This window comes from Variovorax sp. UC122_21 (assembly GCF_044056785.1).
In the GTDB taxonomy this organism is placed as follows: Bacteria; Pseudomonadota; Gammaproteobacteria; order Burkholderiales; family Burkholderiaceae_C; genus Variovorax.
In genome coordinates this window covers 3,224,609-3,248,040 of record NZ_CP172004.1, presented here as the reverse complement: position 1 = coordinate 3,248,040, position 23,432 = coordinate 3,224,609, and the positions used below count along the sequence as shown (strand labels likewise).

At 71.3% G+C, this 23,432-nt stretch carries 20 protein-coding genes; 14 read left to right on the top strand and 6 right to left on the bottom strand.

Annotated features, from left to right (window positions below):
* The first annotated feature begins 114 nt into the window (after nucleotides 1-114).
* From ACHMXE_RS27630 to ACHMXE_RS27580, 11 genes are all read left to right on the top strand, one after another.
* Entirely contained in the window at nucleotides 115-1,785 is a 1,671-nt protein-coding gene (locus tag ACHMXE_RS27630) for a ShlB/FhaC/HecB family hemolysin secretion/activation protein (protein ID WP_395352598.1), read from the top strand.
* Nucleotides 1,786-1,862: 77 nt separating this feature from the next.
* A complete protein-coding gene (locus ACHMXE_RS27625; RefSeq protein WP_395352596.1) occupies nucleotides 1,863-3,740 on the top strand; it encodes a DUF2341 domain-containing protein in 1,878 nt (625 codons plus the stop codon).
* Between the two features lie 10 nt (nucleotides 3,741-3,750).
* Nucleotides 3,751-4,161, top strand: a complete 411-nt coding sequence (locus tag ACHMXE_RS27620) for a biopolymer transporter ExbD (RefSeq protein ID WP_057590202.1) — start codon at nucleotides 3,751-3,753, stop codon at nucleotides 4,159-4,161.
* A 10-nt stretch (nucleotides 4,162-4,171) separates the two neighbouring features.
* Nucleotides 4,172-4,918, top strand: a complete 747-nt coding sequence (locus tag ACHMXE_RS27615) for an energy transducer TonB (protein WP_395352594.1) — start codon at nucleotides 4,172-4,174, stop codon at nucleotides 4,916-4,918.
* A 50-nt stretch (nucleotides 4,919-4,968) separates the two neighbouring features.
* Entirely contained in the window at nucleotides 4,969-6,759 is a 1,791-nt protein-coding gene (locus ACHMXE_RS27610) for a putative porin (RefSeq protein ID WP_395352592.1), read from the top strand.
* Nucleotides 6,760-6,769: 10 nt separating this feature from the next.
* Nucleotides 6,770-7,531: a hypothetical protein gene (locus ACHMXE_RS27605; RefSeq protein WP_395352590.1), complete on the top strand. Its 762-nt coding sequence runs from the start codon at nucleotides 6,770-6,772 to the stop codon at nucleotides 7,529-7,531.
* A gap of 22 nt (nucleotides 7,532-7,553) precedes the next feature.
* A complete protein-coding gene (locus ACHMXE_RS27600; protein ID WP_395352588.1) occupies nucleotides 7,554-8,495 on the top strand; it encodes a peptidylprolyl isomerase in 942 nt (313 codons plus the stop codon).
* Between the two features lie 44 nt (nucleotides 8,496-8,539).
* Nucleotides 8,540-9,082, top strand: a complete 543-nt coding sequence (locus ACHMXE_RS27595) for a YbjN domain-containing protein (RefSeq protein WP_395352586.1) — start codon at nucleotides 8,540-8,542, stop codon at nucleotides 9,080-9,082.
* A 26-nt stretch (nucleotides 9,083-9,108) separates the two neighbouring features.
* Nucleotides 9,109-9,342, top strand: a complete 234-nt coding sequence (locus ACHMXE_RS27590) for a hypothetical protein (RefSeq protein ID WP_395352584.1) — start codon at nucleotides 9,109-9,111, stop codon at nucleotides 9,340-9,342.
* 10 nt (nucleotides 9,343-9,352) lie between these two features.
* Complete coding sequence (locus ACHMXE_RS27585) at nucleotides 9,353-9,637, top strand: hypothetical protein (protein WP_395352582.1); 285 nt, start codon at nucleotides 9,353-9,355, stop codon at nucleotides 9,635-9,637.
* Nucleotides 9,638-9,675: 38 nt separating this feature from the next.
* On the top strand, nucleotides 9,676-10,158 hold the full coding sequence (locus ACHMXE_RS27580; RefSeq protein WP_395352580.1) for a YbaB/EbfC family DNA-binding protein: 483 nt from the start codon (nucleotides 9,676-9,678) through the stop codon (nucleotides 10,156-10,158).
* Between the two features lie 19 nt (nucleotides 10,159-10,177).
* Here the strand turns inward: ACHMXE_RS27580 and ACHMXE_RS27575 are convergent, their stop codons facing one another.
* The 6 genes from ACHMXE_RS27575 to ACHMXE_RS27550 form a co-directional block, all read right to left on the bottom strand.
* Nucleotides 10,178-11,266 carry a S41 family peptidase gene (locus tag ACHMXE_RS27575; protein ID WP_395352578.1) on the bottom strand — a complete coding sequence of 363 codons (1,089 nt, stop codon included), beginning with the start codon at nucleotides 11,264-11,266 and terminating at the stop codon, nucleotides 10,178-10,180.
* 31 nt (nucleotides 11,267-11,297) lie between these two features.
* Nucleotides 11,298-11,666: a response regulator gene (locus ACHMXE_RS27570; RefSeq protein WP_203206029.1), complete on the bottom strand. Its 369-nt coding sequence runs from the start codon at nucleotides 11,664-11,666 to the stop codon at nucleotides 11,298-11,300.
* Nucleotides 11,667-11,767: 101 nt separating this feature from the next.
* A complete protein-coding gene (locus ACHMXE_RS27565) occupies nucleotides 11,768-12,991 on the bottom strand; it encodes a hybrid sensor histidine kinase/response regulator (protein WP_203206030.1) in 1,224 nt (407 codons plus the stop codon).
* Entirely contained in the window at nucleotides 12,981-13,586 is a 606-nt protein-coding gene (locus ACHMXE_RS27560; protein WP_203206031.1) for a chemotaxis protein CheB, read from the bottom strand. The genes ACHMXE_RS27565 and ACHMXE_RS27560 overlap by 11 nt, the downstream gene beginning before the upstream one ends.
* Entirely contained in the window at nucleotides 13,583-14,467 is an 885-nt protein-coding gene (locus ACHMXE_RS27555) for a CheR family methyltransferase (protein WP_395352575.1), read from the bottom strand. The genes ACHMXE_RS27560 and ACHMXE_RS27555 overlap by 4 nt, the downstream gene beginning before the upstream one ends.
* Nucleotides 14,464-18,804: a response regulator gene (locus ACHMXE_RS27550; protein WP_395352573.1), complete on the bottom strand. Its 4,341-nt coding sequence runs from the start codon at nucleotides 18,802-18,804 to the stop codon at nucleotides 14,464-14,466. Before ACHMXE_RS27550 ends, ACHMXE_RS27555 begins: the two co-directional genes overlap by 4 nt.
* A gap of 205 nt (nucleotides 18,805-19,009) precedes the next feature.
* Between ACHMXE_RS27550 and ACHMXE_RS27545 the strand changes: the two genes are divergently transcribed.
* The 3 genes from ACHMXE_RS27545 to ACHMXE_RS27535 are packed head-to-tail and all read left to right on the top strand — an operon-like array spanning nucleotide 19,010 to nucleotide 23,386.
* On the top strand, nucleotides 19,010-21,346 hold the full coding sequence (locus ACHMXE_RS27545; protein WP_395352571.1) for a helicase C-terminal domain-containing protein: 2,337 nt from the start codon (nucleotides 19,010-19,012) through the stop codon (nucleotides 21,344-21,346).
* Nucleotides 21,333-21,989: an alpha-ketoglutarate-dependent dioxygenase AlkB gene (locus ACHMXE_RS27540; protein WP_395352569.1), complete on the top strand. Its 657-nt coding sequence runs from the start codon at nucleotides 21,333-21,335 to the stop codon at nucleotides 21,987-21,989. Before ACHMXE_RS27545 ends, ACHMXE_RS27540 begins: the two co-directional genes overlap by 14 nt.
* A 44-nt stretch (nucleotides 21,990-22,033) precedes the next feature.
* Entirely contained in the window at nucleotides 22,034-23,386 is a 1,353-nt protein-coding gene (locus ACHMXE_RS27535) for an MATE family efflux transporter (RefSeq protein WP_395352567.1), read from the top strand.
* The last annotated feature ends 46 nt before the right edge of the window (nucleotides 23,387-23,432 follow it).

Genomic DNA, 23,432 nt, shown 5'->3' with positions numbered 1-23,432 from the left:
AACGACAGTCGCCGCGCTTCCCGGGCGTCTAGGAAACGTACGCAGCGGCGACATGAAGGCTCTCCACCATGGGCCGCTGCCGAGCGAGCTTCATCCTTGAGAACCGAGCTGGACATGCATGACTTGAAGAAGAACGCCCCACCGATGTGCTGGAGAGCGGTGTGGCTGGCAGTGCTGGCGCTGAGTGCGCACGGCGTGGCGTCGGCGCAGGCCGCCGCACCCGCCGACACCCGGGCCCCGAACCAGAACCCGCCCCCCGCGGCCGCGGCCGTCGCCGCGCCGGCCGCACCCGAACGAAAGGTCGACGTCACCGAATACATCGTGCGCGGCAACACCGCGCTGGACGCCCGCGCGATCGAGAAGGCGGTCACGCCCTTCCTCGGTCCCGAGCGCACGCTCAAGGACATCGAGGGCGCGCGCGACGCGCTGCTGGCCGCCTACCAGGCCGCCGGCTACCAGTCGGTCTACGTGGACCTGCCCGAACAGCAGGTCGCGCAGGGCGTGGTGTTCCTGCAGGTCAGCGAGACCCGCGTGGGCCGCGTGCGCGTGGTCGGCGCCGAGTACAACTCGCCGCTGGACGTGCGCGACCAGGTGCCCGCGCTGCGGGAGGGCACGGTGCCCGACTTCAACAAGGCCCAGTCGCAGCTCGCCGCGCTCAACCGCGGCCCGAAGCGGCAGGTGATGCCGCTGGTGCGCCAGGGCGCGCTGCCCGGCACCATGGACGTGGACCTCAAGGTCGAGGACCAGAGCCCGTGGCGCGCCAGCGTCGGCCTCAACAACGACTACAGCGCCGACACGCGCAAGCTGCGCGCCTCGGCCTCGATCGGCCACGACAACCTGTGGCAGCTCGGGCACAGCGCCTCGATCAGCTTCTTCGGCGCGCCGCAGGACCTGAAGCAGACGCAGGTGGTGTCGGCCTCGTACCTGGCGCCGCTGCCGAACAGCAACTGGGCGCTCGAGGGCTCGGCCTTCTGGTCCGACAGCAACGTGGCCACCGTGGGCGGCACCGACGTGCTCGGCAAGGGCCACTCGCTCGGCCTCAAGGCCACCTACACGGTGCCCAACGCCGGCAACTGGTGGCACTCGTTCAGCGCCGGCTTCGACCTCAAGAACAACCGCGAGGCGCTCACGCTCAAGAACAGCAGCGACGAGGTGCCGCTCAAGTACGCGCCGATCACGCTCTCGTACTCGGGCCTGCGCCAGGCCGAGAAGAGCCAGTACGGCGTGGGCGTGTCGCTGGTGATCGGCACGCGCAGCTTCTTCAGCTACGGCAGCGACCAGTTGCAGTTCGACTACAAGCGCTACAAGTCCTCGCCGAGCTTCATGGTGCTGAAGACCGACCTCAACGGCACCTACACCTTCGACGGCGGCTCGCAGCTGGCCTTCCGCTTCAACGGCCAGTTGACCGACTCGCCGCTGGTGTCGAGCGAGCAGATCGCCGGCGGCGGCATGAACTCGGTGCGCGGCTATCTCTCGGCCGAGGCCACCGGCGACTACGGCGTGGTCGGCTCGGTCGAATGGCGCACGCCGCCGCTGACCTGGCTCAACCCCTGGGTCGAGGGCTGGCGCGCCTACGCCTTCTTCGACGGCGCGCGTCTGCGCCTGAAGAACCCGCTGCCCGAACAGGCCGACCGCTTCGCGCTCGCCTCGGTGGGCCTGGGCACCACCTTCAAGGTCGGCCAGTACTTCTCGGGCCGCATCGATGTCGGTCGTCCGCTGAAGGACGGCCCGCGCACGAAGAAGGGCGACACGCAGGTCAATTTCAGCATCAACGCCAGCTACTGATCACCGAACCCGAATCCGAACGCGGCAACGCCACTTTCAAGAATTTTTTTCCACGAGCTTTCCGGAGAACCCCTGTCATGCGACGCTTTCTTTTCCTCGCGCTCACGCTGTTGAGCACGCTCCTGCCGGGCCTGGCCCATGCATGGTGGCAGCCCGAATGGGCCTATCGCAAGCCGATCACCGTGGACGGCGGCCCGCAGGCCGGCGCCATCGGCAGCGACGCCGGCCGCGTGCCGGTGCTGGTGCGCCTGCACACGGGCAACTTCAAGTTCGAGGGCGTGAGCGAGACCGGTGCCGACCTGCGCTTCGTGGCCGGCGACGACAAGACCGTGCTCAACCACCAGATCGAGCAGTTCGATCCGCTCTTGGGCATCGCGCTGGTCTGGGTCGACGTGCCCAACGTCTCGGCCGGCACGCCGCAGAAGCTCTGGATGTACTACGGCAATCCCAAGGCCCCGGCCTCGGGCAACGGCCAGCGCAGCTTCGATCCCGACTACACGCTGGTCTACCACTTCGCCGAAGGCGCGGTGCCGCCGCGCGACACGACCGCCTACGGCAACAACGGCCAGACCCCGACCGTGCCGGCCGAAGGCACGGTGATCGGCAAGGGCGCGCAGTTCGCCGGCGCGCCGCTGATGCTGCCCGCCACGCCCTCGCTGGCACTGGCCGCCGGTGCCAGCTTCACCTTCTCCGCCTGGGTGCGGCCCGACCAGCTCGGCGCGCGCCAGGTGATCTATGCGCGCCGCGACGGCGCGGGCGAACTGCTGGTGGGCATCGACCAGGGCGTGCCCTTCGTGCAGGTCAACGGCCAGCGCAGCACCCCGGCGCAGCCGGTGCAGGCCGGCCAGTGGTCGCACATCGCGGTCAAGGCCGAGGGCGACAGCGTCGCGCTGTACGTCGGTGGCCGCCCCGCGGTGTCGCTGGCCGCGCGCCTGCCGGCGCTGAACACGGCCGCCGCGCTCGGCGCCGATGTGGCCGCCGCCGCGGCCGCACCGGCCGCCGGCCAGGCCGCGCCCGCCGCCTGGGCGCCGTTCACCGGCGCGATCGACGAAGTGCGCCTGTCGAAGGTCGCGCGCGGCGATGCGCTGCTGCTGGCCGACGCCGTCTCGCAAGGCGCCGAATCGCGCCTCACGGCCTTCGGTGCCGACGAGCAGCAGGCCGGCAAGAGCCACTTCGGCTTCATCCTGGCCGCGATGCCGCTGGACGCCTGGATCGTCGTCGGCCTGCTGGGCCTGATGATGGTGCTGTCGTGGGCCATCATGATCGGCAAGGGCCGCAGCTACGGCGCCACCTCGCGCGCCAATGCCCGCTTCATCGAGCACTTCCGCGAAGCCGCCGGCGCGCCGCTGGACCGCCTCGCGATCAGCAACACCGTGTCGCAGCAAGTCCGCGACGACTCCTCGCTGTGGCGCCTCTACCAGGTGGCGATCGAGGAGATGCGCCGCCGCCAGGAACGCGGCTACGACCTGAGCGCCGTGTCGAGCGCGACCATCGGCGCCATCCGCGCCGCCATGGACGGCGTGATGGTGCGCGAGACCGAGCGCATGTCCAAGCGCATGAACTGGCTGTCGACCACCATCGAGGGCGCGCCCTACGTCGGCCTGTTCGGTACCGTGATCGGGATCATGCTGGTGTTCGTGGTGGCGGCGATGGCCGGTGCCGTGGACATCAACTCGGTGGCACCGGGCATGGCGGCCGCGCTGCTGTGTACCGCCGCCGGCCTGGGCGTCGCGATCCCCGCGCTGTTCGGCTACAACTGGCTGGCCTCGCGCTCGGACGCCATCGGCGCCGACATGGCGGTGTTCGTCGACGAGTTCGTGACGCGCCTGGCCGAAGAGCAGGGCGAGGGCAGGTCGGTGCCCGCGGCCGTCGCGGCCCAGGGCGGCGCGCGCCGCACGGCCGACGACAACGCGGCACGTGGCGGCTGGACCTCGCCGGCACAGGTTCCGGCCTGAGGCGACGCACATGCCCAACGCAGCCAAGTTCGCCGTGCGCAAGCGCACCGGCGGCATCAACATCACGCCGTTCGTGGACGTGCTGCTGGTCGTGCTGGTGATCTTCATCCTCACCAGCAACGCCAGCATCCCGGGCATCAAGGTCGACCTGCCGAAGGCCAGTTCCTCGGTGGCGCTGGAGAAGCCAAAGACCAAGGCCATCACGATCGACAACGCGGGCAACGTGTTCCTCGACGCCTACCCGGTCTCGCTGCCGGAGCTCGAGGAGCGCCTGCGCACCGAGAAGGCCCTGTCGCCCGACTTCCCCGTCATCGTGCGCGGCGATTCGAGCGTGCAGTACGCCAAGGTGGTCGACGTGCTGGACCTGCTGCGCCGCATCGAGCTGAACCAGATCGGCCTCGTGACCGGCAAGCAGAAGTGAGGACCGGCGCGTGAAACCTCGCGATCCGACTTTCGCCTTCGAGGGCCGCGCCGCGGCCGGCGGCGGCGCGCCCGCCGACGCGCACGCGCTGTGGCGCCGCTGGGGCGGCTGGGCCATCGGCGCGGTGCTGCTGGCGCTGCTGGCGGCGCTCGTGTGGTATCTGCTGGCCGACACCGCGAGCCAGAAGCGCGTGGTGGCCGACGCCCCCACGCTGATGCTGCCGCCGCCTCCGCCCCCGCCGCCCGAACCCGAGAAGCTGCCCGAGCCCGAGCCGGAAAAGATCAAGCCGGTGACCGAGCCCGAGCCCAAGCCGATCGAGCCGCTGGAGCCGCCGAAGGACGACACCCCGCCCAGTCCCACCAAGGACCTCGGCGACCCCGTGACCATGGACAGCGCCGCGCAGGCGGGCAGCGATGCCTTCGGCATCCAGGCCGGCAGCGGCGGCGGCATGAGCGGCACCGGTGCCGGCGGCGGCCTGGGCAGCGGCTCGTTCTCGCGCTATGCCGCGAGCGTGCTGCAGCAGGCGCTGCTGCGCGACCCGCGCACCCGCAACCTGGGCTTCGACGACATCCAGATCGACATCTGGCTCGACGCCGAGGGCCGGACCACGCGGGCGCAGCTGGTGCGCGGCACCGGCACCACCGACATCGACGAAGCGGTGCTGGCGATGGTGCGCGGCCTCGAGCGCTTCGACGAGAAGCCACCGGCCTCGCTGCGCTTCCCGATGCGCGTGTCCATGAAGGGGCGCCGGCAGTGACGCACGCCGAAGCCCCGCCCATCCCCCCATTCAATCCTGTGAACGAAGCGATGAACCCCTCCAAACATTCCCCCGCCCGACGCCTCGCGCCGGCCCTGCGCCAGGGCGCGCTGGCCGCCGCCGTGGCCGCGGCCTTCGCGCTCGCAGCGGGCGGCGCCGCCGCCCAGTCGGCCCCGGCCGGCGAGACCGCCATGGTCAAGCTGATTCGCGGCCTGATCCAGAGCGGCACGCTCGCCAAGGACGTGGGCGAGGCGCTGCTGGCGCAGGCCCAGGCCGAAGCCATGGCCTCGCAGCAGGCCCAGCAGCGGCTGGCCGCCGTGTCGGCCGGTGCCGTGGCCGGCGCCAGCGCCGGTGGCCTGCGGCTCGAGCCGGGCGACGTGCGCGTGCCCTACATCTCGCAGACCGTGCGCGACCAGATCCGCGACGAGGTCAAGGCCCAGGTCATGGCGCAGGCCAAGGACGAAGGCTGGGCCGCGCCCAACGAGACCCCCGAGTGGAGCAAGCGCATCCGCTTCGAAGGCGACGTGCGCGTGCGCAACGAGTCGCGCAGCTATGCGGGCAACAACAGCAACATCGAGATCAACTGGCCCGAGCTCAACAAGGGCAGCGGCTACGACGTCAACCCCAACACCAACCTCGCGCTGCCCTCGCTGCTCAACACGCGCCAGGACCGCCGCAACCTGTTCCGCGCGCGGGCCCGCGTGGGCATCCTCGCGGACCTCAGCGAGAACACCAAGGCCGGCGTGCGCCTGGCCTCGGGCAGCGACGAGAGCCCGGTCTCGACCACCCAGACCCTGGGCGGCGGCCTGAGCAAGAAGAGCGTGTGGCTCGACCAGATGTGGATCTCGCACAAGCCGTTCGACTGGCTCACCGTCACGGGCGGCCGCTTCGGCAATCCCTTCATGTCGACCGACACGCTGTTCTCGAGCGACCTCAACTTCGACGGCATCGCGTTCCAGTTCGACAAGGCGCTGGCCAGCAACAAGGACCTGTCGCTGTTCGGCACGCTGGGCCTGATCCCGCTCGAGTACTCCTCGGACAACGCGCCCAGCCGCAGCCAGGACAAGGCCAGGAGCGAGAACAAGTGGCTGTTCGGCGCGCAGGTCGGCGCCGACTGGAAGATCGACGACGACAACCGCCTGCGCGGCGCGCTCGCGTACTACAACTTCCGCAACATCAGCGGCAAGGTCTCCGAGCCCTGCGCGCTGTACGCGGGCGCCGACGGCTGCAGCACCGACTGGTCGCGTCCGGCCTTCATGCAGAAGGGCAACACGCTCATGCTGCTGCGCGACATCTCGCTCGACCCGCTCAACCCGGCCGGCACGCCGCAGCCGCAGTACGTGGGCCTGGCCTCGAAGTTCCGCCTGGTCGACCTGAACATGCGCTGGGACACGAAGGTCGCGGGCAACAACCTGCGCCTGGACGCCAACTTCATCCGCAACACCGCCTACGACGCCAACGACATCTGGCGCCGCGCGGGCATCCGCGGCGCCATCGTCAACAACTTCGGCAACGGCGGCGGCACCGGCCAGTCCGACTACAAGAGCGGCGGCAACGCCTTCATGCTGCAGGCCACCTACGGCCGCCCGGCGCCCGCCGCGCGCGGCGACTGGAACGTGCTCGCGGGCTACAAGCGCATCGAACCCGATGCGCTGCCGGACGGCTACAACGACTCGACCTTCCATGGCGGCGGCACCAATGCGCGCGGCTACTTCCTCGGCGGTTCGTACGCGTTCGACAAGAACCTCTGGTTCACCGGCCGCTGGATCTCGACCAAGGAGGTCTATGGTCCGCCGCTGTCGATCGACACGCTGCAGCTCGAACTCAATGCGCGCTTCTGAGGACGTCGTCGTGGCCCGATCCCATTTCAAGACACCCGCGCTCGCCCTGGCGCTCGTGCTCGTCGGCCTGGCCGGCGTCGCGCACGCGCAGGGCGCGCCTGCCGCGGCCGGTGCGCAGAGCATGGAAGAGCGGCTGCGCGCGCAGCTGCGCATCACCACCTCGCAGCTGCAGCAGGCGCAGAACGAGCTGGCCGCGCTCAAGGCCGGCAAGCCCGCGGCACCGGCACCGGGCGCGGCCGCGCCCGCACCGGCGGCCGAAGTCGAGGCGCTGCGCAAGGACCTCGCGCGCGCCCAGTCCCAGCTCGCCGGCGAGCGCCAGGCGCGCGAGCAGGCCAGTGCCGGCGTCGAGCAGATCCGCCAGCAGGCGCAGGCCGCGGCCGAGAAGTCCGGCGGCCAGATCGCGCAGTTCCGCAGCGCCTACGAGGAGTTGCTGCGCACCGCGCGCGCCTCCGAGGCCGAGCGTCAGCGCCTCGTGGCTGAGACCGGCACGCAGCGCACCGCGCTGACCCAGTGCGAGGCGAAGAACACCCAGCTCTATGCCGTGGGCCAGGAGGTGCTGCGCGCCTACGAGACCATGGACATGGGCAGCGTGTTCGCCGCGCGCCAGCCGTTCGCGGCCCAGAGCCGCGTGAAGTTCGAGCAGATCGCGCAGCAGTACGGCGACAAGCTGTACGAAGGCCGCTTCGACGCGCGCGCCGTCAACGCACCCAAGCCGGCCGAGGCCGCGGCCACGCCGCCGGCCGCCGCCGCATCGGCACCCGCCGCGAAGTGAGCGGCCAGAAGGAACCCAGTCCATGAACCCGAAGAAACCCCTTGCTCCCGCGCGCCTGCGCACGCTGGCCGCGCTGCTGCTGGCCGCGTCGACCGGCCTCGGCGCCGCGGCGCAGCAGATCGCCGCGCCCGGCGGCGCGCCGGTGGTCGCCCGCCTGGGCGACCTCACCGTGCGCCAGGACGAGGTCGAGAAGCTGCTGCAGGCCTTGCCCGATGCCGAGCGCGCGGCCGTCAAGGACAACCGCGCCAGCGTCGAGGGCTGGCTGCGCCAGCGGCTGCTCGGCGAAGCGCTGCTGAAGGAGGCGCGCGACAAGGGCTTCACCGACAGGCCCGAGGTCAAGGCCAAGGTCGACGCCGCGGTGCGCGAGTTCACGGCCCGCATCGTGACCACCGGCTACCTCGAGTCGGTGAGCCAGGTGCCGGCGGGCTATCCGTCGGATGCCGAGCTCACCGCCGCCTACGAGCAGGGCAAGGCCGGCTTCAACCTGCCGGCCACCTACCGCGTGGCACAGATCTTCCTCGCCACCCCCGACACCGCGCCCGCGGCCGTCGCCAAGGTGCGCGAGGAAGCCCAGAAGCTGGCGCGCGAGGCGCGCTCCAGCGACTTCGCGGCGCTCGCGCGCGCGAAATCGCAGGACAAGAGCAGCGCCGAGCGCGGCGGCGAAGTCGGCAACCTGCCGCTCGCGCGCATGCTGCCCGAGGTGCGCGACGCCGTTGGAAAGCTCAAGCCCGGCCAGGTCGGCGAGCCGGTGCAATCGGCCGCCGGCTTCCACGTCGTGAAGCTGCTCGAGAGCCAGCCCGCGCGCACCGCCACGCTCGACGAGATGCGCCCGCAACTGCAGGCCGCGCTGCGCCAGCAGCGCCAGCAGCAGTTGATCCAGGCCCACCTGGCGCAGCTCGCGCCGGCCACGCAGCTGAGCATCGATGCCGCCGCGCTCGATGCCGCGCTGCGCAAGACGAACTGAACCCACCAACAACCAACAACCACCGTCCACAGACAGGGAACCTCATGACGAACACCCCGACCGACACCACCACTTCCGCAGCCACGTCCGCCGAAGCCCTCGACCTGCTCGACGCGGTCACGCCCGAACAGGTCTCCGACGCCATCAAGGCCGCCGGCGCCGCCGTCTCCACCATCGAACAGGACGGCGTGGTCCGCCTGCACAGCGCCAGCCACGGCATCGGCTTCCAGGTGCTGTGGGGCAATCCCGTCACCACCACCCAGTACACCGACTTCACCTTCAGCTGCCCGCTGCACGTGCAGGGCGGCACCTTGCCCGAGGCCGTGCTGGCCGCCTGGCACCGCAGCAAGCGCTTCGCGCGCGTCGCCCAGCACGGCGACTTCGTGGTGCTCGAGATGGACGTGGTGGTCGCCGGCGGCGTGACGCCCGCGCACCTCGCGTTCAGCGCGCGCCTGTGGATGCAGATGATGGGCGAATTCTTCCTGCACCTGCGCAACTACGGCCCGGCCGCCGCCACGCGCGGCGATGCCGCCAACGGCGCAGCGCCGGCCGCTGGCGCCGCCGACCGGGTCGAAGCCGCCGCCTGAGCGCGCGCCGAACGCATCCCAGCGCGATGCCCGACAGCCTTCGTTCCGCGGCGTCCTTCGACGGCCACGACTCGCCGACGCTGCGCGCGATCCACGCCACCGCGCGCCAGGTGCAGCGCGCGCGGCGCGCGGAGACCGTGCGGCTGCGGCAGCGCGAGGCGCTGCTCGACATGCTCGCGCGCGTCATGGCCGACCTGCACATCACCAACGCCGAGCTCAATGCGGCGCGGCGCGCGCTCGCGCCGACGCGGCCGAAGTGAGGTTCGCGCCATGGCCGCACAGGTCGGCCCTCGCGTCGATCGCCTGCGCGGCGCTGCCCGCCGCGACGATCTCGGTGTTCTCCGAGGCCCATGGACCGCTGCAGCGCATGGCCGATCGCTCGGCCGTGCTGGGCAACGCGCTCCCCGCGCGTGCGCGCCGAGACCGCCGCGCATCAAGCACTTCCTGCGCGACAACGGCGTGGCCTGCGGCGAGAGCGACACCCCGCAGCTCGGCCCCCGGCAGTCGCCGGCCGCGCGCGCCGCCGCGCTGTCGGTCGGCGTGCTGTGCGGCTAAGCCGGCAGCGTTTTCCAGAACCCTCCCCGAAAGAACGCATGTTCCCCTCGCACCGTCATTCCGCCGCCGCGCCGCGGCCCTGGGCCAGCCTGTTCCGCGCGCTCGGCCTCGCCGGACTGGGCCTGGCGGCCGTGCACATGCCCGTGCAGGCCCAGCTCGCGCCCTCGGCGCGCGCGCCGGTGCCGCAGCACTGGCTCCGCTATGCCGAGCGGGCCGGCAACCAGTTCCAGGGTCGGCTCAGCGATCCCGCCGACGAGACCGTGCAGCGCCTCCATGCCTGGATGCAGCAGCGCGTGCTCGAAGAGGGCCGCACCCTGCCGCCGCCGCCGCTGATCGTGCGCGTCTGGGTCGCCCCCGACGGCCGGCCCGAGCGCGTGGCCTTCGATTCGCTGGGCAATGCGCAGGCCGATGCCGACCTGCGCCAGCTGCTGACCGCGCAGCCGCTGTCGGAGCCGCCGCCGCGGGACATGCGGCAGCCGATGGTGTTGCAGCTGGCGTTGAAAGTGCTGGGGCCGGGTTGAGGGGCGCAATCGCCCGGATCTACTTGCGAGCGCCGGCCGATGCCATCGCGGCCTCCGCCGCCTCGATCGCCGCGCTCACATCGCCCATGGTCACGGGATCGCTGTCCTTGCCGACCAGCTCCCTGAGCGCCGCCAGGTGCGCCACGCCCAGCGCCTCGTCCGCGCTGGCCGGCAGATCGGGCACGACGCCCGTGCCTTCCCAGTTGGTGCGCGTGATCGGGTTGACCGAGCGCGCGAAGGGGATCGTGACCTCGAGGTGATCGTTCAACCGATGGTTGCTGGAGGGATGGGCGCCGCCCTTGGTGCGCTCGCCGACGATGCGGGCACGTTTCAGCGCATGCAGGTTGTACGCGAACTCCTCGCCGCCCGAGAAGGTCTGGCTGCTGGTCAGCACATAGACCGGCCGGTTCAGGTAGCGCGGGCCAGCTAGTTCGGCGCGGGTCCAGTGCGACTCCACGCGGTTGCCCTCGCGATGCAGCACGTCGTTGAGGTGCACCTTGCCTTCGAGCAGATGGCTGCTGACCTGGGCCACGCCCGCGGGCCAGCCGCCGCCGTTCTGGCGCAGGTCGACGATCAGGGCATCGGTGTGGGCGAGGAAAGCGAAGGCGGCCGCGGCGGTCGCCGCCAGTGCCTCGGGCTTGTCGAAGCAGCGCAGGTCGATGTAGCCGACGTTGCCGGCCATGCGCTCGGCCTTGTAGAAGCAGTGGTTGAAGCGCACGTACTGCCGCTTCATTTGCGCCTGCGCCGCCGCGGCGGCCTGCGCATCGGCGGGTTGGGGCAGCGGCTCGCGGCTGAAGCCCACGAGCAGGTGCCGGTCCTGGCTCACCGACTGCAGATCCTGCTCGAGCTGCGTGCGCAGCGCGTCGGCCGTCTCGATGCCCGCGTAGGCCCCGTCGCGCAGCCGCGCGCGCAGGTGGGCCGCGATGGCATCGGCCTGCGTTGGCAGCACGTAGTGGACCTGCACCAGTTCGGCGGTGCGGGCCACGAGGCGGTCGCGCTCGGCGGGTGCGAGGGGGACGGTGTCGGGGGATTGCGCGGCGGCCGATGCGGCCAGCGCGCTCAGGGCAAGGGTGAGGAGGGCGAGGGCGGAGGGAAGCAGGCGGCGCATGGCCGCGATGCTAAGGCAGCGAAAAAGGGCTTCAGCCCGCTGCCGCGAGGATGTCCTCGAGCGCGCCGATGTCGATCGGCTTCTGCAGATGATGGTCGAACAGCTTGCGTCCGTCGGGGCCGCCCGCGGCGCCGGCATCGGCGGCCGAGAAGCCCGAGATCGCGACCAGGAGCTTGGGCGCGCCCTGGGCCTCGGTCTCGCGCAGCCGGCGCGCGACCTGGGTGCCGGGGATGTCGGGCAGGGTGAGGTCGATCAGCGCGGCATCGAAGCGTTCGGCGGCGGCGGCGTCCAGGGCCTGTTGGCCGGTGTAGGTGCAGCGGGCGGTGTGGTCCTGCAGGGTCAGCAGTTCCTGCAGCAGGTCGGCTGCGGCTTCGTTGTCGTCGACGATCAGCACATTCACGGCGGTCGGTCCTTGGCGGCCTTTGCGGCCTATGGTTTTCTGAAAATGTCCGGAATGAAACATTGTCCCGGCACCGCGCCGCGCGTGGGGTAGGAGCAGGCCTACGGTTGCGCCGATCCCTGCGGCGCGGCCAGCGGCAGCTCGACGCTGAAGGTCGATCCCTCGCCCGGTTCGCTCGCGACGCCGATGCGCCCGCCGTGCAGGCTCACGATCTGGCGCGTGATGTACAGGCCGAGGCCGAGCCCGGCCGCGTGCTTGCGGCTGTGTTCGGTGCGCTCGAACTGCTCGAAGATGCGCGCCTGGTCCTCGAGCGCGATGCCGATGCCGCGGTCGCGCACGCTGATGCGCGCGACGCCGTCCGCGCCGGTGCCGATCCGTTCCACCACCATCGCGACCGGCTGGCCGCCGCCGTAGCGCAGCGCGTTGGTCAGCAGGTTGGTCAGCACCTGCTCGATGCGGAACTCGTCCCACACGCCCGGCAGCTCGGCCGGCGCCTGCAGCGAGATCTCGGAGCCCGCGGCCTCGGCCTGCTGGCGCAGGTTCTCGACCACGGCGCGCGCGAGCTGCGCGAGGTCGGTGGGCTTGGGCTGGATCGACAGCGCGTCCTTGCGCATGCGCGTGACGTCGAGCATGTCGTCGATCAGCCGCACCATGTTGCGGATCTGCCGCTGGTCGCGCTCGATCATCGCGGGCAGCCGGTCGGCGGTGAAGGCCGCGAGGTTGCCCTTCGAGACGTGCAGCTGGCGCAGCTGCGCCTCGAGATAGAGGGTGTTGAGCGGCGTGCGCAGCTCGTGCGAGACCATCGACATGAAGTCGTCGCGCATGCGCACCGCGCGCTCGAGCTCGCGCTGCGTGACCTGCAGCTGCGCGACCAGCTCCTCCTGCTTGCGGTGCGCGTCGGCCAGCAGCTCCATCTCGTGGCGCAGCGCCTTGCGGTGGCGGTGCAGGTCGACGAACACGTTGACCTTGCTGATCACGGCATGCGGATCGAGCGGCTTCTGCAGGAAGTCGACGGCGCCGCTCTCGTAGCCCTGGAAGGCGTAGTTGCGCTCGCGGCCGGCGGCGCTCACGAAGATCAGCGGGATGTGCCGCGTGCGCTCGGTGCCGCGCATCATCTCGGCCAGCTCGAAGCCGTTCATGCCGGGCATCTGGACGTCGACGATGGCGAGCGCGAATTCGTGCTCGAGCAGCAGCGCCAGCGCATCCTCGGCCGACTGGGCGCGGAACACGGAGCGCCCGGGCGCGCGGATCAGCGCCTCGAGCGCGACCAGGTTCTCGGGCAGGTCGTCGACGATCAGCAGCTTGCTTTCGACATCAATGTCCATGGGCGGCCTCCAGGTGCATCAGCAGGGTGTGGAGATCGCGCAGCGGCAGCACGAAGTCGGGCGAATGGCGCGCTATGGCGGCGTTGGGCATGACGGAAACTTGGGCTTCTTGGGGATCCTGCACGGCGGTCAGTCCGCCGGCACGGTGAATGCGTTCCATGCCCTCGGCGCCATCGTCGTTGGCACCGGTGAGCAACACGCCGGCGAGGCCGGCGCCGTAGACGTCGGCCGCGGAGGCCATCAGCACGTCGATCGAGGGGCGCGAGAACAGCACGGGCGGCTCGCAACTGAGCGAGAAGCAGCGGTCGCGCTCGATCGACAGGTGGTAGCCGGGCGGCGCGAAATAGAGCGTGCCGGCCGCGAGCGGCATCTTGTCGGCCGCCTCGCGCACCGGCATGGCGACGCGCTCGCCGAAGACCTCGGCCAGCCGGCTGTCGTGTCCCTCGGGCAGGTGCAGCACCACCACCTTCGGGATGCGGCCGCCTGCGGGCAGCCCGATGAGCAGGCCGAGCAGCGCGTCGATGCCGCCGGCCGAGGCGCCGATGACCACCGCTTCGACGCGGCGGCGCAGATGGGAGGGCAGCGCCTGTCTCACGTGGCCTTCCTGTAGATGCGCTCGGGGCGCGCCAGCGGCTCGAAGCGGTCGGCGTAGGCCGAGAAGTCGATGCTCTCCTTGGCGCCCAGGCCGAGGAAGCCGCGGTGGCTCAGCGACTCGTGGAACAGGCCGAGCGCGCGGTTTTGCAGCTCGCGGTTGAAATAGATCAGCACGTTGCGGCAGGACACCAGCTGGGTCTCGGCGAACACGCTGTCGGTGGCCAGGCTGTGGTCGGCAAAGATGGTGTCGGCGCACAGCGAGGGGTCGAAGCGCGCGGCGTCGTAGGCCGCGGTGTAGTAGTCGGAGAACGAGCCCAGTCCGCCCGCGCGCTGGTAGTTGGCGGTGTAGCCGCGGATCGCCTCGAGCGGGAAGATGCCCTGGCGCGCCTTCTCGAGCGAGGCCGGGTTGATGTCGGTGGCGTAGATCTGCGTGCGCGCGAGCAGGCCTTCCTCGCGCAGCAGGATGGCGAGCGAGAACACCTCCTCGCCGGTGCTGCAGCCGGCCACCCAGATCTTGACCGACGAATAGGTGTGCAGCAGCGGCACCACGTGCCGGCGCAGGCCCAGGAAATAGGCCGGGTCGCGGAACATCTCGCTGACCGGGATGGTGAGGAACTGCAGCAGGCGCCCGAACAGCGCGGCGTCGCGCAGCACGCGGTCCTGCAGCGCCGAGATCGAGGGCAGGCCCAGCTGCGTGAGCGCGTGCAGCACGCGCCGCTTCTGCGAGGCCAGCGTGTAGTCGCGGAAGTCGTAGCTGTACTTGAGGTAGATCGCCTCCATCAGCAGGCGCAGCTCGATCTCGGTGTCGCTCAGCGGCTGCGGCGGCGCGGCGATCGCGCCGGGCAGGGCGGGGCGGCCGGTCGGCGGCGGCGCTTGCGTCACAGGCGCTCCATCTTCGGCATCCACACGCGCAGCAGCGAGAACAGGCGGTCGAGGTCGACCGGCTTGGCGAGGTAGTCGCTGGCGCCCGCGGCCAGGCACTGCTCGCGGTCGTCCTTCATGGCCTTGGCGGTGATGGCGATCACCGGCAGCTTGGCGAAGCGCGGGTCGGCGCGCAGGTGGCGCGTGGCCTCCAGGCCGTCCATCTCCGGCATCATGACGTCCATCAGCACGAGGTCGATCTCCTTCACGCGGTCGAGCTGCTCGAGGGCCTCGCGGCCGTTGCGGCCGATCTCGACCTTCGCGCCGCGCTGCTCGAGCGCGCTCGTGAGCGCGAAGATGTTGCGCACGTCGTCGTCCACCAGCAGCACCGTGCGGCCCTCGAAGATCCGGTCGCGTCCGCGCGCGGCCTTGAGCATGCCCTGGCGCTCGCTCGAGAGCTCGGCCTCGACCTTGTGCAGGAACAGCGTCACCTCGTCGAGCAGCCGCTCGGGCGAGCGCGCGCCCTTGATGATGATCGAGCGCGAATAGCGGTGCAACTCGGCCTCTTCCTCGCGCGTGAGGTTGCGCCCGGTGTAGACGATCACCGGCGGGAACGAGACGATGTCCTCCGAGGCCATGCGCTTGAGCAGCTCGCTGCCCTGCATGTCGGGCAGCTTCAGGTCGGTGATCATGCAGTCGAAGATACGGGTGCGCAGCAGTTCGAGCGCCTCCTCGCCCGAGGCCACGTCGACGATCTCGATGTCGTCGTCGCCGATCAGTTGAATGACGCTCTGGCGCTGCAGGTCGTCGTCCTCCACCAGCAGCACCGTCTTGACCTTCTGCGTGAGCTTCTCCTCCAGCCGCGCGAACACGCGCGTGAGCTCGTCGCGCGTGGCGGGCTTGCGCGCATAGCCGACCGCGCCCATGTGCAGCGCGGCCTCGGCGTTGTCGGCGGCCGAGACCACGTGGATCGGGATGTGGCGCGTGAGCGGCGAATCCTTCAGGCGCTGCAGCACGTCCAGGCCGGTGCTGTCGGGCAGCCGCATGTCGAGCAGGATCGCGTCGGGCACGAACTCGTTGGCCAGCGCGAAGCCGTCGGCCGCCCCATGCGCGACCAGGCAGCGGTAGCCGAGCTCGTGCGCCAGGTCGTAGAGGATGTGGGCGAACTGCGGTTCGTCCTCGATCACGAGCACGCGCCGCACCTGCTGGTCGCGCGGCAGCGCGCGGTCGTCGGCGAACTGCGGCGCGGGCACGGCGGCGGCCGGCGCCGCCGGGGCGGGTGGTGCGACCGGCACCGGCGCGCGCGCGGGCAGGCGCGCCGACGCCCCGGCCGCGGGGCGCGGTGGCGGCGCGCTGCCCGGTTCCTGCTGCGCGGCCTGCGGCGCTTGCGCCGGCAGGTGCAGGGTGAAGGTGCTGCCCTGGCCCGGTTCGCTCTGCACGCTGAGCGTGCCGCCCAACAGCTGCGTGAGGTCGCGCGAGATCGACAGGCCCAGGCCGGTGCCGCCATAGCGGCGGCTGGTGGTGCCGTCGGCCTGGCGGAAGGCCTCGAAGATCACTTCCTGCTGGTGCGGCGCGATGCCGATGCCCGAGTCGGAGACCGCGAACGAGGCGCCGCCGTCGGCCGTGCCCGAGATCACCAGCGAGACCTCGCCCTGCTCGGTGAACTTGAGCGCGTTCGACAGCAGGTTCTTGAGGATCTGCTCCACGCGCTGGCGGTCGGTGACCAGCGAGGCCGGCGCGGCCGGATGCAGCTCGAGGCGGAAATTGAGCCGCTTCTCGTCGGCCAGCGGCCGGAAGGTGCTCTCCAGGGCCTGCGCCAGGCGGTCCAGGCGCGTGTCCTCGGGCACCAGCTCGAGCTTGCCGGCCTCGACCTTGGCGATGTCGAGGATGTCGTTGATCAGCACCAGCAGGTCGTTGCCCGAGGCATAGATCGATTCGGCGAACTTCACCTGCTCGGTGCTCAGGTTGCCCTGCGGATTGTCGCCCAGCAGCTTGGCCAGGATCAGCGCGCTGTTGAGCGGCGTGCGCAACTCGTGCGACATGTTGGCGAGGAACTCCGACTTGTAGCGGCTCGCGCGCTGCAGCTCGTCGGCGCGCTCCTCGAGGTCGCGCTGGGCGCGGCGCAGCGCGGTGTTGCGCTGGTCCAGCGCCTCGGTGCGCTCGGACAGCTGGCTGTTGGTCTGCTCGAGCTCGGCCTGCTGGTTCTCGAGCATGGCCTGCGAGGCGCGCAGCGCGCGCGACTGCTCCTCGAGCTCCTCGTTGGCGGTGCGCAGCTCCTCCTGCTGCACCTGCAGCTCCTCGTTGAGCTGCTGGGTCTCGGCCAGCACCTCCTGCAACTGCTCGCGGTAGCGCGCCGCGGCCAGCGAGGTGCCGATGTCCTCGGCCACCACGTCGAACAGGTCGCGCGCGCGCTGGTCGGGCGTGCCGGGCAGGCCGAGCTCGACCACGCCGTTGGACAGGCCGTCGTTGGCGACCGGCAGCAGCACCACGGCGCGCGGACGCATCTCGCCCAGGCCCGAATTGACCTTGAGGTAGTCGGCCTCGACCGGGTCGATCAGCATCAGCCGCTTCTCGGCCGCGGCCTGGCCGACCAGGCTCTCGGTCGGCGAGAACACCTGCTGCGCATTCTCGGCCTCGAGCGAGAAGCCGTAGCTGGCCGCGCGGCGCAGCGGCCCGTGGCGCTCGCGTACGTAGAGCGCGCCCACGGTGCTGCCCAGGTGGCGCGAGAAGAAGGCCAGGATCTTGCGGCCCATGTCGGCGGCGCTGAGCTCGCCCACCAGCTCGCCGACCAGCTCGGTCTGGGCGGTGCGCAGCCAGGCCTGCTCGGTCAGCCGGTCGGTGTGCGCCTCCTGTTCCTGCAGCACCGCGTCGTAGCTCTCGGACAGCCGCATCAGCTGGCGGCGGCCGAAGTAGGCCACCAGGCCGCTCAGGGTCAGCGTGAACAGCAGGAACAGGCCCACCACCATCCAGCTGGTGCGCTTGACCTCGGCGTTGCGCTGGAAGCGCAGCGACTGCTCGGTGTTGATGAAGTTGTCGAACTCGTTGCGGATGTCATCGGTCAGGCGCTTGCCGCGGCCCAGCTTGACGGCGGCCTCGAAGTCGCCGCCGCTGCGGCGCGCCGCGATCATCTCGGCCGCGAACTCGTTCCAGGCGCCCTGCAGCGAACCGATGCGGTCGACCCGCTCGATCTGCTGCGGGTTGTCGCCCACCAGCTGGCGCAGCGCCGCGGCGTCGGTTTTCTGGCGCGCCAGCGCGGCGTCGTAGGGTTCGAGGAAGCGTTCCTGCCCGCTGATCAGGAAGCCGCGCATGCCGGTTTCCATGTCGATGGAGCGGCGCTGCAGCTCGCTGGCATTGCGCACCACCTGGTCGGTGTGCTCGACCCAGGCGATGGTCGACAGCAGGTACAGGATCAGGGCGACGAAGACGACGGCACCGAACAGGCCCCCGAGCAGCGGCAGCTTGATGTTGCGGCTCAGGAGGCGCTCGAAGTCGGCGGTATCGATCGCGGCGGCAGTTTTCATTTCGAACGTAGTTGTGAACGAACAATTGACATTGTCTTCGACCGGCGGAGGCGGCCGGCGCGCGGCCGCCCGACCGGCCCCGGAACGGCGGCAAGGCGCGAGGGAAGAGGGTGGGAGGGGCGGCCTGGGGGCCGCCCCGGAACTCAGTACTCTAGCTTCGGATACCAGTCGGTGCCGCGGCCGGCCGGCGTCAGGTCGAGGATGTTCCACAGCGGCGTGGGGTCGACCGCGAAGCGCGGGTCCTGGCCGGGGTCGGCGGTTTCGGCCAGCTCGGGGGCCCAGAAATGATGCACGCGGCCCTCGGCGCCGGACCCAGACGTCGAGCGCCGGCCATTCGCTGCCGTCGGGCGCGAGGCCGCGGTAGTCGCGCGCGAAGTCGTCGCCGACCGTTTCGTAGAACGGCAGGTTGCGCCAGCCGCGCTCGCGCGCGAAGGCCAGCTGGCGCGCCACCGGCGAACGGCCGAGCACCGCGAACGCCACCTTCTGCGCGATGTCGCGCACCGGCACGTCGAGCGCGCCGAGGAAGGCGGTGCACATCGGGCAGGGCCGCTCGCGCTGCGGGCCGTACATCCAGAAGTAGGTGACGAGGGTGTCGTGGTCGCCGAACAGGTGCTCGAGGCCGACCGTGCGGCCGTCCTCGTCGCGGAAGCGGTAGGGCGGCGGCTCGCCGCCCGGCGGCAGTTCGCGGCGCTGGGCGGCCACGCGCTCGACGTGGCGGCGCAGCTCGATCTCCTCGGCGAGCAGGGCGGTGCGGGCCTCGCGGTAGGCCGGGCTGTCGTTGGGATAGGGGCGGCTCGCGGAGGCGGCGAGTTCGGTGGCGGGTTTCAGGGCGGTCATCGGTGTCTCCTTTCGGAAGTCGGACAGGCAGGGCGAAAGCGGTGGCACATCGGACCTGTCCTGACGTGGCGCCGCTGCCGGTTCGGCCCCGAAATGACCGTGCGCTCCAGCCTACGCGGCGGCAGGGATACTGTGAATTCCACCAGCACACTGGATGAATATCCATATACTGGCGGCCGCCGCATCCTGTCGAACCTCCACGCCGATGTCCCGCGAAGCCCTCTGCGCCACCGTTGCGCCCGTCTCCGTCAAGGCGCTGTGCGCCTTCGGCGCGAAGGCCGGCGACCTCGACCTGCGCTTCGTGCCCGCGCCCAGCGCGCAGGAAGGCATGGCGGGCCACGCGCTGGTGCAGGGCCGGCGCGGCGAGAACTACCAGAGCGAGGTCGCGCTGCAGTCCGAATGCGGCGCCCTGCTGGTGCGCGGCCGCGCCGACGGCTACGAGCTGCAGTCGGGCAGTGCCCGCGTCGAGGAGATCAAGACCTTCCGCGGCGACTTCGACGCCATCCGCGGCAACCACCGCGCGCTGCACTGGGCGCAGGCGCGCTGCTACGGCTGGATGCTCTGCGAGGCCGACGGCCATGCGGCGATCACCGTGGCGCTGGTCTACCTCGACCTCGCGAGCGGCGAGGAAACCGTGCTCGAGGAACTGCACACGCGCGAGGAACTGCAGGCCCACTTCGAGGACCTCTGCGGCCGCTACATCGCCTGGGCCGAGCGCGAGGGCCGGCATCACGCGGCGCTGGCGGACCTGCTCGGCGCGCTGGCCTTTCCGCACGGCGCCTTCCGCACCGGCCAGCGCGAGCTCGCCGAGGCGGTCTACCGCGCGGCCTCGAAAGGCCACTGCCTGATGGCGCAGGCGCCCACCGGCATCGGCAAGACGCTGGCCACGCTGTTCCCGCTGCTCAAGGCGCGCGCGGCCGGCCGCGTCGACAAGGTGTTCTTCCTCACGGCCAAGACCTCGGGCCGCGCGATCGCGCTCGAGGCGCTGCGGCTGCTCGAGCGCCAGGCCGCCACCGGCGGCAAGGCGCCGGCCGATCCGCTGCGCGTGCTCGAACTGACCGCGCGCGAAAAGGTCTGCGAGCACCCGGGCCGGGCCTGCCATGGCGATGCCTGCCCGCTCGCCAAGGGCTTCTACGACCGGCTGCCGGCGGCGCGCGCCGAGGCCGCGCGCGCCGCCTGGCTCGACCGCCCGGCGCTGCGCCGCATCGCGCTCGCGCACGAGGTCTGCCCCTATTTCCTCGGGCAGGAAATGGCGCACTGGAGCGACGTGGTGGTCGGCGACTACAACTACTACTTCGACGGCAGCGCCTTCCTCTGGGCCACCATGAAGGAACGCGAATGGCGCGCCGCGCTGCTGGTCGACGAGGCCCACAACCTGCTGGAGCGCGCACGCGGCATGTACACCGCGCCGCTCGACGACGGCGCGCTCGAGGAGGCCCACCGCGCCGCGCCGGCCGCCGTGCGCGGCCCGCTCGCGCGGCTGCACCGCGAATGGGGTGCGCTGCAGGAGGCGCAGCAGGCCAGCGCGGTCGACTACGAGACCGCCGACGAGATCCCCGAGCGCTTCGCGCGCAGCCTGCAGGCCGCCAACACCGCGATGGCCGAGCATTTCGCGGCCACGCCCGACGCGGCGCAGGGCCCGCTGCAGCGTTTCTTCTTCGACGCGCTGCATTTCGCGCGGCTGGCCGAGAGCTTCGGCGACCACTCGGTGTTCGAGCGCACGCTGGGGCCGAACGGCTCGCGCGGGCTGGCCATCCGCAACCTCGTGCCCGCGCCCTTCCTCGAAGGCCGCTTCGCCGATGCCGCCTCGGCCGTCTGCTTCTCGGGCACGCTGTCGCCGTTTCCGTTCTACCGCGACGCGCTGGGCCTGCCCGAGGACGTGGCCGTGCTCGACGTCGACTCGCCGTTCAGCGGCCGCCAGCTCCATGTCGAGGTGGCGATGGATGTTTCCACGCGCTGGCGCGACCGCGCGCACTCGCTGCGCAGCGTGGCCGGCATCATCGGCAGCCAGTACGCGCGCCGGCCCGGCAACTACCTGGCCTTCTTCAGCAGCTTCGACTACCTCGAGCAGGCCCGCGCGGCCTTCGTCGCGCGGGATCCCGAGGTGCCGGTGTGGAGCCAGACCCGCGGCATGCCCGAGGCCGACCGGCAGGCCTTCGTCGAGCGCTTTGCCGTCGGCGGCCGCGGCATCGGCTTCGCGGTGCTCGGCGGCGCCTTCGGCGAGGGCATCGACCTGCCGGGCACGCGCCTCGTGGGCGCCTTCGTCGCGAGCCTCGGGCTGCCGCAATACAACGCGCTCAACGAGATCACGCGCGAGCGCATGGACGCGCGCTTCGGCAAGGGCTACGAGTACACCTACCTCTACCCGGGCCTGCAGAAGGTGGTGCAGGCCGCGGGCCGCGTGATCCGCACCGAGGAGGACGAGGGCGTGCTGCACCTGCTCGACGACCGCTTCTCGCGCGCCGAGATCCGCGAGTTGCTGCCGCGCTGGTGGGAGGTTCGCCTTGGCGGGCAGCAAGGAGGCGACGATGCGCGCCGCTAGACGCGTCGAGCACGATGCGCAGCCCGACCTGTTCGGCGCCGCGCCGGTCGCGGCCATCGACGGGCTGCGCTACGAGACCGATTTTCTGAGCGCCGCCGAGGAGGCCGAACTGCTGGCCATCGTCGGCGGCTTCGCGCTGCGCGAGATGCGCTACAAGGCCTACACCGCGCGCCGTCGCGGCATCGGCTTTGGCGGCCGCTACGACTTCGATGCCAACCGGCTGCTGCCCGGCGCGCCGCTGCCCGAATCGCTGCATCCGCTGCGCCGCCGCGCCGCGGCCTGGGCTGGCATCGACGAGGCCGAGCTCACCCATGCGCTGATCGCCGAATACCAGCCCGGCACGCCGCTGGGCTGGCATCGCGACGTGCCCGACTTCGAAGACATCGTCGGCATCTCGCTGCGCGGCGACGCCGTGATGCAGCTGCGGCCCTACCGGCGCGACGGCCACTACGCGGCCAACGATCCCATGGTGCAGCTGGGGGTCGAACCGCGCTCGATCTACCTGCTGCGCGGCGCCGCGCGCTGGGAATGGCAGCACGCGATCGCGCCGACGCCGGCGCTGCGCTACTCGATCACCCTGCGCACGCGCTCGCGGCGAAGGGTGGGCGCGCCCGGCCCGGCGTGGCACGACGACGACCGCTGAACCACGCCGGGGGCCGGGGCAGGGCGCGCTACGATCCGCCCCGCATGGAGTCCACTTCCACACGCCCGCTCTGGCAACGCTTCCTGGTCTTCCTCGGCCCTCTGGTCCTGACCAACGTGCTGCAGGCGCTCGGCGGCACGGCCATCACCATCTACCTGGGCCAGTTGCTCGGCACGCGCTCGCTGGCGGCGGCGGTCAGCTTCTTTCCGCTCTTCATGTGCTGCATGGCCTTCGCGATCGGACTGGGCACGGGCGCCTCGGTGCTCGTGGGCCAGGCCTGGGGCGCGCGCGACGCGGACAAGGTCCAGCGCATCGCGGGCTCGGTGCTGCTGGGCACCTTGCTGCTGTCGTGCGCCATCGCGGGCATCGGCGCGGCGGGGATCGGCCCGGTGCTGCGGGCGCTGGGCACGCCGGGCGACGTGCTCGCCGATGCCGTGGGCTATGCGCGCGTGCTGTTCGCCGCGATGCCCGTGCTGTTCGTGCACCTGATGCTGGCGGCGCTGCTGCGCGGCCTGGGCGACACGGTGACGCCGCTCAAGGCGCTCGCGGTGGCGTCCTCGGTCTGGGTGCTGCTCACGCCGGCCTTCATCCTCGGCTGGCTGGGCCTGCCGCGGCTCGGTACCCAGAGCGCGGCCTGGGCCAGCATGACGGGCAACGCGCTGGCCGTGCTGTGGCTGGCCTGGCATCTGCATCGCAGCAACAGCCTGCTCGCACCCGCGAAGCTGCGCGCGCACCTGCACTGGAACGCGCCCGTGCTCGCTACGGTTGCACGGCTCGGCGTGCCCACCGGGCTCTTCTTCATCACGAGTTCGCTGGCCGACGCGATGCTGCTGTCGCTGGTGAACCGCCATGGCCCCGGCGCGACGGCGGCCTGGGGCACGGTGGGCCAGGTGATGGCGTATGTGCAGTTCCCGGCGATGTCGATCGCCATCGCCGCCTCGGTGTTCGCGGCCCAGGCCATCGGTGCCGGCCGCCTGGACGAGGTCGACCATGTGAAGCGCGTGGGCCTGTGGATGAACCTCGTGCTCACGGCCGGGCTGGCCGCGCTGGTGTCGCTGGCCGCGCCGTTCGCGGTGAGCCTGTTCAGCAGCGATCCCGCCGTGATCGAGCTCGCGGCCTCGGTGCTGCGCATCACGGTCTGGGGCAGCGTGGCCTTCGGCATGGCGAGCGTGTTCACCAGCGTGATGCGCGCGGCCGGCACGGTGCGCGTGCCCACGGCGATCTCGCTGGGCTGTCTGGCGGTGCTGCTGTTTCCGCTGGCCTGGGTGCTGCAGCAGGCGCTCGGCCTGCGCGGCGTCTGGGTCGCCTATCCGCTGACCTACCTGGTGGCGCTGGGGCTGCAGGCGCTGTACTTCCACGGCGTGTGGAAGCGCAGGCCGATCCGGCGGCTGATCTAGGGCCGACAGCAAGTTCGGTCAGGACGCGCCGCGCCCGCGTGGCCGA